The following is a 14,272-nucleotide window of genomic DNA, read 5'->3' as shown; positions in this document are numbered from 1 at the left end:
TAGAGATCATGAAATTTGGTAAAATCTTGTCAGCCGCCGCACTACTGCTCAGCAGTAACCTCAGTTTCGCCGAAGAAGTCCCCAAAGCCGTTATCGACCTAGCCGATTCACTGATGCCATTAGGCAGAGAGGTGGTACTGGTGAATGCCGTTAAAGCGCAAAACGCCCAAGGCAAAAGCTTAGATTCAATCAAAACATTAGATGAAAAATGGATTGCCACCGCAGGTATTGATGACTTTATGTCATCCCTGATGAACAACGAAGCGGCCAAGTTTCTCACGACCTTCGAAGCCAGCAAACCTTACTACCAAGAAATTTTCCTCATGGACAATCAAGGCGCGAACGTCGCCATGATCAGTAAAACTTCAGATTATTGGCAGGGTGATGAGGATAAATGGCAAAAATCCTTCGCCAATGGCAAAGGCGATAAACACATAGGTCCGGTCAAATTTGACGAGAGCTCCCAAGCCTATCTAGTACAAATTTCTATTCCAGTGATGGATGGTGATGCTGCAATTGGTGCTATCACGATTGGGATCAACCTAGATCAATTTGGACTCTAATTACCAGAGAACGCCAGTGATGGGCTGCATCCTCTTACCACAGAGTTTATTGCGGCTCTCACCTTTTCAGTGCATCAATCAAGGAGGGCGTGACTATGGAATGGTATAAAGATCTATCCGTTAATCAGAAACTGACTTATCCGAGTCTGCTACTCGCTGGCGTAGTCATCTTCGCCTCTTCAACTGGCATTTTAGGACTCAAAGCCTTAAATCACAGCGCGAATACACTCGCGCTTGAATACTTACCTAGCCAATCTGAGCTACTACAGGCCGATAAAGAGCTTTATCAAGCTCAAGTGGCCGAGCGCAGCCTGATGTTTGTTAACGTGGGCACAGACTCTTACAACGACCTTTTAAAGCAGCACACTAATAGTATCTCTCTGGTTAAAGAACATATTGATAAATTTGCCGATGTGACCACAAGTCCCATCGCTAAAGATAAGCTCAATGAATTAAATCACAGTTTCGATACTTGGCGAGCGACAACCACAGAAATCAGTAATCAACGCACCCAAAATGGCCGTAACGGTAGAACGACGGCGATTGATCTTAGTTTCGGTCAAGCAGCAACGCAATTCGAGCAACTACACCAGAACATTAATCATTTAATCAATGATTTAAATAGTAATACTACCGCAGCGATAGCCCAAGTAGATGATGATGCCAATCATGGACAACAGATGCAGTTAATTGCCTTAGCCATCAGTCTCTTGATCTGTATACTCTTTATCGTTGCACTGCCTAAACTCATCAGCAAACCGCTGGCGGTTTTACTCGCAAAAATCCACGACATTACCGATGGTGATGGCGATTTGACCGAACGAGTCCACTTAACCTCTAAAGACGAGCTTGGTGATCTCGCCAAGGCATTCAATCATTTTCTCGATAACTTACACGGTATTATCTCGCAATTTAAACAGTCTACATCAGAGCTCAACACCGCTGCCGAAGGTCTAGCCAAAACCAGCGCATCAGCAAAACATACCTTGATGGATCAACAAGCTGCCACCCACAGAATCGCCGATGCCAGCGATCATATTGCCGCCTCAGTACAAGAAGTATCAGTCAGTGCCAGTCATGCCGCCGATGCCGCTAAACAAGCCGACGTATTTACCGCCGACGGTCAGGCAAGGGTGAAAAAAACCATCAATGTAATTCGAGAACTCGCAGGAGATGTGGGCACGGCAGAAATGCAAATCAATAAACTCGAGCAAGAAGGTCAACATATCGGCCGTGTACTTGAGGTGATCCAAGCCATTGCCGAACAAACCAATCTATTAGCCCTTAACGCCGCGATTGAAGCGGCGCGGGCGGGCGAACAAGGACGAGGCTTTGCAGTGGTTGCCGATGAAGTGCGCTCCCTTGCCTCTAAGACTCACCAATCCACCGAAGAAATTAAATTAATGATCGCCAATGTGCAAAATGGCACTCAAAGTGCTGTGGCGGCGATTAATATCGGTAATGAAAAGGCTATCTCAAGCGTAGAAGCCGCCAGTAATGCCGGTGAAGCCTTAGCGCATATTGCAGAAATGGTGAGTCAGATAAGCGAAATGAATAATCAAATCGCCCTCGCAGCCAAAGCGCAAACCACTATGGCCAATGAGAGCCATCAAAATATTCAACACATTGCCGAACAGTCGGAGGAGAGTCTACGAACCACTGATGAAATCTACGCAGCAAGCGTACAACTCTCGTCAATGGCGAGTAATCTCACTGCGCTGGTCAGCCGCTTTAAACTGTAATTTGTTGAGAGTGAAAGCTTTTATATAAGTTACCTTTTGTAAATCAGTGATGTTTGAAAGGTCCCCTCAAACGAATAAGGGAGCATAAACCTGTCGCAGTGATTATCTGAATTCAGGTGCTCCCTTATATTTAAACAGCAAAGCTAGCACAGATTAGCAGCGCTTAACCACTAAGCCTCTTGCCGCGCGTAAGTTGACTAACATAGGTAACATCAACGCAAGGATCACTATCAGCATCCCTACCAATTGAATTTCCGTCACAGCCTGCCCCATGGCTAACGCCGTTAATGCTGCAAAAACGGGCACGAGATTAAAAAAAATCGATGCCTTAGCGGGGCCAAGCGCCTTAACACCGTTAATCCAAAACAGATAACCGAGCACAGTGGCGAACAAACCTATGTAGAGCACGCTAGAAAAAGCCGTTGCCGACAGTTCCATCAACTCCAGCCAAGGGTGAAACTCACCTCGGCCAAGCCCAACCACGGATATAGACACACTGGCAGCTATCATACTCAGCAAGGTAAATGGCAATACAGGCAACCAATGGCCGACCCGTTGCGAACAAATGGTATAACCACTCCACGCCAACATGCCGGCGGCAATCATCACATCACCTTGGTTAAAACTAAAGTTGAGCAACTGCTGCACACTACCGTTAGTGATCACTAGCAGTACGCCCGCCAATCCGCCCACTAAGCTAAACACTTGTTGTCTACTGAGCCATTCACGCTGTAATAGCCCATTGACGATTGAAGTCACCAACGGGCTGAGCGCCATAATCAAGGCGCCATTGGCGGCAGAGGTGTGCTGCAGGCCATTAAATAACGCCAGATTTAAGCCGCCCACACCAATCACACCCACTAACGCTATGGCAATATATTGCGTCAAACTCAATTTGGGCCAAACCTGACGAGTAAAAACGATATATAACGCTAGAGTCACAGCCGCAATGGTAAAACGCCAGAATACGAGGGATTCCCCTGACATCTCCTCCAGCACTCGCTTAGCAATCGGAAACACACTGCCCCAGCTAAAAACGCAAATCAGTAGACAAACGAATGTCATGTAAGGTGTATGGGATTTCATATCGGCCTCTAGGGAGGTAATTGGGATTGGGCTTAGTTTATAAGTTTCATATATTATTAAAACGCACAAAATTGAGAGCTTAAATTCCAAATATGAAACTTAATTATTCCTTAGACGATATGCGCTTATTTTGGGTAGTGGCACAGCAAGGGAGTTTTAAGCTCGCGGCGCAGCACTTAGGCATTCCACCTTCAACCTTAAGCCGTCGAATCAATCTGTTAGAACAATCCTTAGGTCTGCGTTTACTGCACAGAGACGCCCATAGAGTCAACCTTACCGCCACAGGTCAGCGGTATCTCGAACGCTGCGGCCCGCTATTTATCGAGTTAAACCAGGTATCTGGTGAGTTGCATGCGGATAAACATCAAGCGGTTGGCAAATTGCGGATCTCGGCGCCCATCAATACAACCTATCGCTGGCTGGGTGAATCACTCAACGCCTTCCAACGGCATTATCCCAATATTGATATCGATTTAAGTCTGTCGAACATGAATATCGATGTCAGTGAAAACGCCATCGATATCGCCTTTCGAGTGGGCGAACCTAAAGATCCCGATTGGATTGCAAGGCCACTTACCACGATTAGCTTTGTACTTTGCACCAGCACATCGGCAACCCAGTGGCATGCGCTGCAATCCATTGAAGAGCTGGAACAGCATCCGGTTATCATCGCCAAGCCCACAAAAACGTGGCGTTTACAGCACAATCGCACAGGGCAAAATGTCGAGTTTGAACCAAGGGGGAATATCAAATTAGCCGTCGATGATATGGCGATTGCCTGTCAGGCCGTGGTGGCGGGGCTTGGGATTGGACTCATACCCATCAGCATGGCGAGTGAACAGATACGAAGTGGCAAACTCATTCAAATACTGCCCGAGTGGCAAGGTATTCCGCGCACCGCCTACTTAATGTATCGCGATCGAGACAACCTGCCCTTACGGGTCAGACTGTTAATTGATTTTATGTTGGCGAATCCACCCGAGGCTTATTGAGCCAATGCAGGCATGAGTCTGCGGCTTATCGACTCAATAAACGGCTAGAGTGCTAAATCCAGCTGAGTCTGGCCGTTTAAGCTTGTGGCGACGACAAGAGTAGAATCAGTAAGGCCAACTGAAATACCCAATAGACGAATGCCGCGGCCTTCTTGCCTTTCCATAGCCTGTGCGAGTAGCTCATAGAACATTACAATCGAGACTTCATCGCTGCGGTGCTCAATTGTAGTCTGCTTGAAATCGTTAAACTTAAGTTTGACCACCTGTTTATGTATTTTGCGTTCCTTAGCACTGCGACTTAAACGCAAGGACAGTTCTTGGATCAAACTCGGCATCACCTGCTGGCACTGCTCTAAACTATAAATATCCTTCGCTAATGTGGTTTCAACACCCACTGATTTGCGCTCTCTGTCGGCAGAAATACCCCGTTCATCTATGCCTTGGGAACGCTCAATCAACACACCACCAAACTTACCGAATCGCGCTAAGAGCTCAGGTTTAGAATAAGCTTGCACATCGCCACAGGTATTGAGCCCGAGCGAAGAGAGCTTTTCGGCGGTGACTTTGCCAACACCGGGAATTTTACGCAGCGATAAGGTCTTAACAAACTCAGAAAGCGTCTCTGGTGTAATGACATATTGGCCGTTTGGCTTGTTCAGATCCGAGGCGACCTTAGCTAAAAATTTTACTGGCGCGATACCAGCCGATGCGGTTAAACCCGTTTCGGCTAAGATATCGCGACGAATCGCTTGAGCAATCAAGGTCGCAGAGCCCTTATATTGTTGGCACTCACTCACATCCAAATAAGCTTCATCTAAGGAAAGCGGCTCAATTAATTGGGTATAGCGGGAAAATATTTCACGAATTTGTAGCGACACTTCTTTGTAAACCTGCATCCGGCCTGGTACTAAAATCAGCTCAGGGCACAACTTAAAGGCATAAGCCGTCGCCATTGCTGAACGTACACCGAATTTACGTGCCTCGTAACTGCAAGTACTGATAACACCGCGACGGTCGCTACTGCCCCCCACGGCTAAAGGCTTGCCACGGTACTCAGGAAAGTCGCGCATTTCCACTGCAGCAAAATAGCAGTCCATATCGATATGAATAATTTTTCGCACGTTGAATTCCTCCAACGCCAAAATACTGTATATAAAAACAGTAATCAAGTATTCCTAATAGATTTGGGCCAATAAGATGTGGCCTAGCGCTGGAAAAGAGAACAAGACAAGTGTGAGGAACAACAGACATGCTTAATAACTGAGTTTCCTAGGCCATTACACTCAGTGGCCTAGGTATTTACTCAACCTAACAATCTAAGGCTCACATCTTAGTTTGCAGGTAGTTTTGCAATCCAACACGGTCAATAAGCCCAAGTTGTTTTTCGAGCCAATACATATGGTCAGACTCTGTATCGTCGAGTAATACTTCGAGGATTTCGCGGGTCTGGTAATCTTGCTTCTGCTCACACAGTGCAATCACTTTGCGCAAATCGTCCGCGACCTTGTATTCATAGGCAAGATCATTACGTAGCATCTCTTCTACATCTTTACCTATGTTCAATGCCTCACGGGCGGCAACATTGGGTGTACCTTCGAGGAATAAAATGCGCTGCACTAATTTGGCTGCATGGGCTTTCTCATCATCTGACTCATGGGCGATACGCTCATAGAGTTCATTCAGGCCCCAATCTTCGTACATATGGGCATGGACAAAATACTGATCCATTGCCGAGAGTTCTCCCGTTAGGAGTCGATTTAACGCATCGATGACGTCTTTATCGCCTTTCATATCTTGCTCCTATTGGTCGCTAATTTGCGATTGTAGATAATTTTGAATACCGGTTAGCGTAATGAGCTCTTGCTGCGACTCGAGCCAATCTAAGTGCTCTTCTTCGTCTTCGAGAATATCTTCCAGCAGATCGCGGCTCACATAGTCCTGTTCGGCTTCACACAAGCTGATCGCATCACGCAGCAATATAAGCTGCTCTTGCACCATGGCCAGATCGCAGTCGAGCATCTCTTGGCTATGTTCACCAATGCGAAGTTTTTCGAGTTGTTGCAGATTAGGCAGACCTTCCAAAAACAGCACTCGCTCGATGAGCTTATCAGCGTGCTTCATATCTTGGATGGATTTTTTGTATTCGACGTGGTTTAACTTCTCTAAGCCCCAATGTTTAAACATGCGGGCATGGAGGAAATATTGATTGATGGCGGTCAACTCACAGGTAAGCACCCGATTCAGTTGCCCAACCACTTTAGGATGACCTTTCATAAGTTACTATCCTTGGTAAGCGTGAAAAGATTGATCTAAATCAAGCTTCTAGCCTAGTACAATTTATCGACCAACTCAAATTATCTTTATATTTCACCTACTTAATGATGAAAAGCATTCTCATTCCTGCTTAGATTAACTTGCTATCCCACTCTAATCCCAAGGATAAATCTCAAATGATTAACCCGTGTAAGAAAATACAAGGCAAAAAAATAGCCCCCTAAATCGGAGGCTATGATCGAATCAAGACTATTTAGATAATGCGGTCTTTCGTTAACTTCTCACGACGCGCTTCTTCAGCGGCCATACGACGTTTACGTTTGTCACAAGGGTCATCACAATCACACGCTTTTTCAATCCCTAGAACACCTAAACCGCCACAACTTCCTTCAACGGCTTTGCGCTTGATGAGATAACCAATCGACATGAGCAAAAAGAAGACTAACAAGATCACAAATGCCGCGATAAAAGAGGTCATGGTTTACTCCAAAAACTAAATAAGGAAAGGCTTGAAGGCGTCGCTGTAATAAACCTTAAATCCGTCGCCTTGCTTTTCGATTAGCATTATCGCCAAGTGTTCCTTCTTGGCAAGCTCCAATGATGCTTCTGTGCCCAAAACCATCATGGCCGTCGCAAAACCGTCGGCCGTCATACAATTTTGATGCAATACAGTCACGGATGCTAACTTATGATTTATCGGCAAACCAGTACGCGGATCGATTATATGCGTAAAACGTTGGCCGTCTTCTTCATAATAATTACGATAGTCACCAGAGGTCGCCATCGCCATAGTACCAGGTGCGATAACCTGTTGTACGGCTTCAGAGCCATCATTGGTCGGTTGCTCTATAGCAACACGCCAAGAGCTTCCATCACCTTTGGCACCTTTGATACTCAGTTCGCCACCGATTTCAACTAAATACCCTGTCGCGTGGTATTTATCAAGAATGGAAGCGATCTTATCAACCCCAAATCCCTTCGCGATTGATGATAAATCTACATATAAATGGGCGTTGTGCTTAGTTAGACGGTTACCTTCAATGGAAAGTTCACTAATACCGGTTTTGGCTTTTGCCGCATCAATATCGGCCTGACTAGGGACCTTTGTTGGACGCTTATCTGGCCCAAATCCCCACAGGTTAACTAAAGGACCTAAGGTAATATCAAGTGCCTTATCCGTCACTTGATATAAGCGTATTCCCTCTTGCACCACTTTGATGGTATCCGCTGAAACTTCAACGCTTTGCTCCAATGGCAATTGGTTGAAACGGGATAATTCTGAATTTGGGCGATACGTCGACATCTGATCATTGACTAGCTCAAGGGCTAAATCAATTTCCGCTTGAAGTAATTGCGCCGTCGGCATCTGCTCATTCGGCACGACTTTAATATGATAAGTCGTCCCCATAGTGCTGCCCGCTAATGAAATGACCTCGTTCTGCTTCGAGCAGGCTGAAACAAAAAAGGCCAGCCCTACGAGGACTAGCCAGTTAAATAAATGCTTTAATACTGAGGTATTGATCTTTAAGGTCTGAAACATAGTGACCTACTACTCTTATTTGGGCCCTTAAATGCAAAAGTTGCAGATGAGAGATTATCCTCAACATCTGCAACTTTTCTATCTAGGACTAATGAACATTAGCCGCCGAAGTCATCTAACAAGATGTTTTCGTCTTCGACACCAAGATTTTTCAACATACCAATTACGGCAGCGTTCATCATTGGAGGTCCACACATGTAGAACTCACAATCTTCTGGTGCATCATGGTTTTTCAGATAGTTTTCATACAATACGTTATGAATAAAACCTGTGTAACCATCCCAGTTATCCTCTGGTTGAGGATCTGAAAGTGCCACATGCCATACGAAGTTATCATTCTCAGCCGCGAGGCCGTCGAAGTCTTCTACGTAGAACATTTCACGCTTAGAACGTGCACCGTACCAGAAGCTCATCTTACGTTTAGACTGAAGACGCTTCAGTTGGTCGAAGATATGTGAACGCATTGGCGCCATACCCGCACCACCGCCAATAAACACCATTTCTGCATCGGTATCTTTCGCGAAGAATTCACCGAATGGGCCAGAAATTGTCACTTTATCGCCAGCTTTTAAGCTCCAAATGTAAGATGACATCTTACCGCAAGGCAGTGTCAAGTTACGTGGTGGAGGCGTAGCAATACGCACGTTCAGCATGATAATACCGAACTCTTCTGGGTAGTTAGCCATTGAGTATGCACGGATAGTTTCTTCATCAACCTTAGATTCAAGATTGAAGAAACCGAAGTGTTCCCAGTCGCCACGGTATTGTGCAGGTACATCGAAATCTGCATATTTAACATGGTGAGCAGGTGCTTCGATTTGAATATAACCGCCAGCACGGAATGGTACAGATTCGCCATCAGGAATTTGCAGCTTCAGTTCTTTAATGAAAGTGGCTTTGTTATCGTTAGAGATAACTTCACATTCCCATTTCTTGATACCGAAGATTTCTTCGTCAAGCTCGATTTCCATATCGTTCTTAACGTTAACCTGACAAGAAAGACGACAGCCTTTACGGGCATCACCTTTGCTAATGTGGTCAAGTTCTGTTGGCAGAATATCGCCGCCGCCAGACTTAATCACCACGCGACATTGGCCACATGAGCCACCGCCACCACACGCACTCGATACGAAGATACCGCTGTTAGCCAAAACACCTAACAACTTACCGCCAGCACCGGTTGTAATAGCTTTTTCAGGATCGTCATTAATGCCGATCGTGATGTCACCGCTAGCCACTAACTTAGACTTAGCGAATAAAATCACTAATACCAAGATGAGGACGATAGCAGTAAACATACTCACACCGAGGTAAACCTCGAGCGGAGTAGATTTAAAAATACCAAGAATATCCATTAACTTATCCTTAGAAGGTCCAATTCAAGAAGCCGTTATGTGTCTCTTACAGAGACACACCAGAAAACGACATGAAACCTAAGGCCATCAAACCAGCAGTGATAAAGGTAATACCTAAACCACGTAGGCCGTTAGGCACGTCGGCATACTTCAGCTTCTCACGGATACCGGCCATCAATACGATAGCTAATGCCCAACCCACTCCTGAGCCGAAACCAAACACCACACTTTCGCCTAACTTGTAGTCACGCTCAACCATGAATGATACCGCACCGAAAATCGCGCAGTTCACTGTGATCAAAGGTAAGAAAATACCTAATGCGTTGTACAAAGGTGGAAAGTACTTGTCCAGTGCCATTTCCAGAATTTGAACCAAAGCCGCAATCACACCGATAAAGGTAATGAATTTCAAGAAGCTTAAGTCAGCTTCAGGTGCGCCAGCCCAAGCAAGTGCACCAGGAGCTAGCAGCCCTTGATAGATAACTTGGTTTGCTGGGACAGAGATAGTTAACACTACAACTACCGCAATCCCTAGGCCCATGGCTGTGGTGACTTTCTTAGACACAGCCAAGAAAGTACACATACCTAGGAAGAAGGCCAGTGCCATGTTTTCAATGAAAACAGAGCGAATTAACAGGCTAATATAATGTTCCATCGCACTTACCCTTTTGCTTCAACTTGCTCTGGCTTATAGGTACGAATAATCCAAATCAAAACACCGATCAGGAAGAACGCACTCGGAGGCAGTAGTAGCAGACCGTTTGGTTGGTACCAGCCGCCATCAGAGATCTTGTGCAGGATTTCAACACCGAACAGAGAACCGTTACCAAACAGTTCACGAACGAAGCCAACAGCTAATAGAATTGCACCGTAACCTAAACCGTTACCGATACCATCCATAAAGCTCATCATTGGCGGTGTTTTCATCGCGTAAGCTTCGGCACGACCCATTACGATACAGTTCGTAATAATCAGACCGACGAATACCGACAGCTGCTTAGAGATCTGATAAGCATAAGCCTGCAGCAATTGGTCAACCACGATTACCAAAGAGGCAATAATGGTCATCTGTACGATAATACGCACACTGCTTGGAATATGATTACGGATCATTGAGATAAACAGGTTCGAAAACGCTGTTACCGCAGTTAACGCCAACGCCATTACCAGTGCAGTTTCGAGCTTGCTCGTTACCGCTAATGCACTACATACACCAAGTACTTGTAAAGCAATCGGGTTGTTGTTGACTATAGGTCCGGTCAGAACCTGTTTCAGTTCTTTAGCGTCAGACATTAGTTGAGACCTCCATTGCGTGCTTTTTCAATGAAACTCGCAAAACCTTCTTTACCCAACCAGAATGTCAGTGAATGTTGTACACCGTTACTCGTTAAGGTTGCGCCAGATAATGCATCTACACCGTACTCAGTGCTAGCAACAGTTGGGTTTTTCGTTACGCTGATAGCGAGTTTACCTTGCTCATCAAATAACTTTTTGCCATGCCATTTCGCTTTCCACTGAGCATTTTGCACTTCGCCACCTAAGCCCGGCGTTTCGCCGTGCTCGTAGTAGACTAAGCTTTGCACTGTGTTTAGGTCAGCATCCATAGCAAGGAAGGCATACATAGTAGACCATAGGCCATAACCATGGATTGGCAGAATGACACTGGTTAATTTACCTTGGCCGTCACGAACAAGATAAACTACAGCCTTATCAGCAACACGTTTCACTGAAGCGATGTCATTCTCAGGTACAAATGAGGTTTTCACATCACGAGACGCTTTACGTTGATCATAAGTGTCAGCATCAACACCCTCAACCCAAGCACCCGTTTTCAAATCGACCAGTTTAGCTTCGATGTGTTTGCCGTATGTATCCAGAATTTGCGCTTTGGTCACTTTGCCAGCTTTAGTATCGATAAGACCAGCGGCTTCCAGAATGTACTTTTGCTTATCAAGCAGTTTATTTTCTGCTTGAGTCGGTCTCAGTAACACTGCTGCAGTAGACACAAATATCGCACAAATTAGACACAGGCCAACGACGATAAATAAGGTTCTGCCGAACGAATCTTTATTACTAGCCACGGGCAATCCTCCGCTTGATATTTGCCTGAACCACGAAGTGGTCGAACAATGGCGCGAACAAGTTAGCAAACAAAATTGCCAACATCATGCCTTCAGGGAATGCAGGGTTAATCACGCGGATAAACACAGCCATTGCACCGATCAAGATACCGTATGCCCATTTAGCTTGGTTAGTAAATGACGCTGACACTGGGTCTGTCGCCATGAACATCATGCCAAACGCAAAACCACCTAACACTAAGTGCCAGTACCAAGGCATTGCAAACATTGGATTAGTGTCACTACCGACAACGTTAAGCAGCGTAGAAATGGCAATCATGCCCACCATTACACCGCCAACGATACGCCATGAAGCGATACGCGTGTAGATGATGACCAAACCACCTAACAGAATCGCTAATGTAGACACTTCACCCACTGAACCTGGAATGAAACCGAAGAACGCATCCCACCAGTTTTGGTTAATTGCGTAATCTAAAGTGCCAGACGCCGCTTGGCTCAGTGCAGTTGCACCTGAGTAACCGTCAGCCACAACCCATGAGGTATCACCTGACATATTCAACGGATAAGCGAAGAACAAGAAGGCACGACCCGCTAGTGCTGGGTTTAAGAAGTTACGCCCTGTACCACCGAACACTTCTTTCGCCACGACCACACCGAAGGTGATACCCAGCGCCACCATCCATAATGGGATAGTTGCTGGCAGCGTTAAAGCGAACAGGATAGAGGTAACGAAGAAACCTTCGTTGACTTCATGACCACGGATAGAGGCAAACAGCACTTCCCAGATACCACCGACGGCGAAGGTCACCGCGTAGATAGGTAGGAAGAAACAGGCGCCATACCACATCAGCGCAGGCCAGCCAGAGTTTGCCGTCAGTTCGGTACCGAACATGCTGAACAAGCTCACTTGCCATACGTCAGGAGTAGCAAAACCAGCCACTAAAGCTAATTGAGCTTGTAAACCTACGTTGTACATACCCACGAACATCGCGGGGAAAGCACAAGCCCAAACCGTAATCATCATACGTTTTAGGTCGAGGTTATCGCGAACATGGGTTTTGCCCTTGTTCACTTTACCTGGGGTATAAAAAATCGTGTATGCCGCTTCGAATAGGGCATAAAACTTTTCGTATTTACCGCCTTTTTCAAAGTCGGGTTCAATACGTTCGAAAAAATCTTTCAAGCTCATTAGCCTTCCCTCTCGATCGTATCTAGACAGTCACGCAGATATGAACCGTAGTCATACTTGCCTGGACATACGAACGTACACAGTGCGAGATCTTCTTCATCTAACTCTAACGCGCCTAAAGTAGCAGCACCGTCAAAGTCACCTGAAATCAAGTCACGCAACAACATAGTAGGAAGAATGTCCAATGGCATTACACGCTCATAGTTACCAATTGGCACCATAGCGCGGTCTGAACCACCTGTACTGGTCGTCATGCTGAACAGACGAGAAGGAGCAAGATGTCCTAAGAATGCACGAGTGATAGAATATTTGTCTGAGCCTGGTAATACCCAGCCTAAAAATTCTTTCTCTGTACCTTCTTCTAACAGACTTACTTGAACATGGTAACGACCTAAATACCCTTGTGGGCCAACGGCTGTACGACCATTCAGAACAGAGCCTGAAATCAGACGAACATTGCCATCTAAGGCTTCACCTGCGGTTAATTCAGTCATGCTCGCGCCCACAACAGTGCGTACGAGTCTTGGCTTAGCCGCTTTAGGGCCTGCGATCGCAATAACACGTTCGGTATTGAGTTCACCCGTCGTAAATAGCTGACCAATTGCTATTACATCTTGGTAACCAATATGCCAAACGGTACGTTTTGCAGAGGCAGACAATAAGAAGTGAATGTGAGTACCGACTAATCCTGCAGGGTGCACACCGGCAAATTCTTCAACTTGGGCGTTTGCGGCAGGAATATCAGCGCCAGGCGCTTTACAAAGGTAAACTTTACCGTCAGTAAGTCTTGCTAAGACCTTAAGACCATTAGCAAAATCTTCTTTATGCTCACGGATCACCACAACGGGATCAGCGGCAAGAGGTTGAGTATCTATTGCGGTTACAAAAATACCAGCAGCAGAAGAGTCTACAGCAGGAACTTTGCTAAAAGGACGAGTACGCAAAGCAGTCCATAAACCTGATTCAATCAGATTGTCACGGACTAACTGCGAGTCGAGCGTATCGAGTGCAGTGGCATCATATTTAGCAAAGGCAACGCTGTCGTTTCCTTCCACTTCAATGACAACAGACTGCAGAACACGCTGGGCGCCCCGGTTAATGTCTAATATAGTACCACTGGCTAAAGCCGTATATTTAACGCCTAAATTCTTCTTATCTTCAAAAAGAACTTGGCCTTTTTGTACTTTATCGCCCACTTTGATCTTCATCGTTGGACGTAAGCCAATATACTCTTCACCCAAAGTAGCTACATGTTTAATGGCTGGGCCATTATGGATAACTTGCTCTGGTCCGCCTGCTATAGGCAGTTCCAATCCTTTCTTAATTGTAATCATATCCACAAGCACTACGTTTGAAGGAAAGACAATGCGCCGCGTTCCTGCTAAATACTTAGGTTTTAAACAAAACCTACTGCATTGAGCTAGCGCAGATTTATCACAGAAATGCG

At 45.7% G+C, this 14,272-nt stretch carries 15 protein-coding genes; 3 read left to right on the top strand and 12 right to left on the bottom strand.

Going from position 1 to position 14,272, the window contains the following annotated elements; genetic code table 11:
- Window positions 1-8: 8 nt before the first annotated feature.
- Window positions 9-563, top strand: coding sequence for a cache domain-containing protein (locus tag AAA952_RS11785; protein ID WP_028761558.1), 555 nt, complete (start codon window positions 9-11; stop codon window positions 561-563).
- Between the two features lie 95 nt (window positions 564-658).
- Entirely contained in the window at window positions 659-2,305 is a 1,647-nt protein-coding gene (locus AAA952_RS11780; RefSeq protein ID WP_198572971.1) for a methyl-accepting chemotaxis protein, read from the top strand.
- A 153-nt stretch (window positions 2,306-2,458) separates the two neighbouring features.
- Here the strand turns inward: AAA952_RS11780 and AAA952_RS11775 are convergent, their stop codons facing one another.
- A complete protein-coding gene (locus AAA952_RS11775; protein WP_263200422.1) occupies window positions 2,459-3,391 on the bottom strand; it encodes a DMT family transporter in 933 nt (310 codons plus the stop codon).
- A 92-nt stretch (window positions 3,392-3,483) separates the two neighbouring features.
- Between AAA952_RS11775 and AAA952_RS11770 the strand changes: the two genes are divergently transcribed.
- Window positions 3,484-4,383 (top strand): LysR family transcriptional regulator, encoded by a 900-nt coding sequence (locus AAA952_RS11770; protein WP_263168079.1) that lies wholly within the window; start codon window positions 3,484-3,486, stop codon window positions 4,381-4,383.
- Window positions 4,384-4,427: 44 nt separating this feature from the next.
- Here the strand turns inward: AAA952_RS11770 and dinB are convergent, their stop codons facing one another.
- From dinB to AAA952_RS11715, 11 genes are all read right to left on the bottom strand, one after another.
- Entirely contained in the window at window positions 4,428-5,504 is a 1,077-nt protein-coding gene (gene dinB / locus AAA952_RS11765) for a DNA polymerase IV (protein ID WP_219255278.1), read from the bottom strand.
- Between the two features lie 202 nt (window positions 5,505-5,706).
- The gene (gene bfr, locus AAA952_RS11760; protein ID WP_011918791.1) at window positions 5,707-6,174 is read right to left on the bottom strand and encodes a bacterioferritin; all 468 of its coding nucleotides are present in this window, start codon (window positions 6,172-6,174) and stop codon (window positions 5,707-5,709) included.
- A 9-nt stretch (window positions 6,175-6,183) separates the two neighbouring features.
- Window positions 6,184-6,657, bottom strand: coding sequence for a bacterioferritin (gene bfr, locus AAA952_RS11755; RefSeq protein ID WP_338257212.1), 474 nt, complete (start codon window positions 6,655-6,657; stop codon window positions 6,184-6,186).
- A 253-nt stretch (window positions 6,658-6,910) separates the two neighbouring features.
- Entirely contained in the window at window positions 6,911-7,135 is a 225-nt protein-coding gene (nqrM, locus tag AAA952_RS11750) for a (Na+)-NQR maturation NqrM (RefSeq protein WP_105250019.1), read from the bottom strand.
- A gap of 15 nt (window positions 7,136-7,150) precedes the next feature.
- Window positions 7,151-8,197, bottom strand: a complete 1,047-nt coding sequence (locus AAA952_RS11745; protein WP_338257210.1) for an FAD:protein FMN transferase — start codon at window positions 8,195-8,197, stop codon at window positions 7,151-7,153.
- A gap of 98 nt (window positions 8,198-8,295) precedes the next feature.
- A complete protein-coding gene (gene nqrF, locus AAA952_RS11740; protein WP_006080471.1) occupies window positions 8,296-9,552 on the bottom strand; it encodes an NADH:ubiquinone reductase (Na(+)-transporting) subunit F in 1,257 nt (418 codons plus the stop codon).
- A gap of 46 nt (window positions 9,553-9,598) precedes the next feature.
- Window positions 9,599-10,207 carry an NADH:ubiquinone reductase (Na(+)-transporting) subunit E gene (nqrE, locus tag AAA952_RS11735; protein WP_006080469.1) on the bottom strand — a complete coding sequence of 203 codons (609 nt, stop codon included), beginning with the start codon at window positions 10,205-10,207 and terminating at the stop codon, window positions 9,599-9,601.
- A 5-nt stretch (window positions 10,208-10,212) separates the two neighbouring features.
- Window positions 10,213-10,845, bottom strand: coding sequence for an NADH:ubiquinone reductase (Na(+)-transporting) subunit D (locus tag AAA952_RS11730; RefSeq protein WP_006080467.1), 633 nt, complete (start codon window positions 10,843-10,845; stop codon window positions 10,213-10,215).
- Window positions 10,845-11,633 carry a Na(+)-translocating NADH-quinone reductase subunit C gene (locus tag AAA952_RS11725; RefSeq protein WP_028761566.1) on the bottom strand — a complete coding sequence of 263 codons (789 nt, stop codon included), beginning with the start codon at window positions 11,631-11,633 and terminating at the stop codon, window positions 10,845-10,847. The genes AAA952_RS11730 and AAA952_RS11725 overlap by 1 nt, the downstream gene beginning before the upstream one ends.
- On the bottom strand, window positions 11,626-12,825 hold the full coding sequence (locus AAA952_RS11720; RefSeq protein ID WP_105250021.1) for an NADH:ubiquinone reductase (Na(+)-transporting) subunit B: 1,200 nt from the start codon (window positions 12,823-12,825) through the stop codon (window positions 11,626-11,628). Before AAA952_RS11720 ends, AAA952_RS11725 begins: the two co-directional genes overlap by 8 nt.
- On the bottom strand, window positions 12,825-14,159 hold the full coding sequence (locus AAA952_RS11715) for a Na(+)-translocating NADH-quinone reductase subunit A (RefSeq protein WP_028761568.1): 1,335 nt from the start codon (window positions 14,157-14,159) through the stop codon (window positions 12,825-12,827). Before AAA952_RS11715 ends, AAA952_RS11720 begins: the two co-directional genes overlap by 1 nt.
- Window positions 14,160-14,272 lie beyond the last annotated feature (113 nt).

The sequence above is a fragment of the Shewanella sp. M-Br genome (genome assembly GCF_036245925.1).
Taxonomy (GTDB): Bacteria; Pseudomonadota; Gammaproteobacteria; order Enterobacterales; family Shewanellaceae; genus Shewanella; species Shewanella oncorhynchi.
Note: the sequence above shows the minus strand (reverse complement) of the source record. Positions and strands in the feature narration are given on the sequence as shown.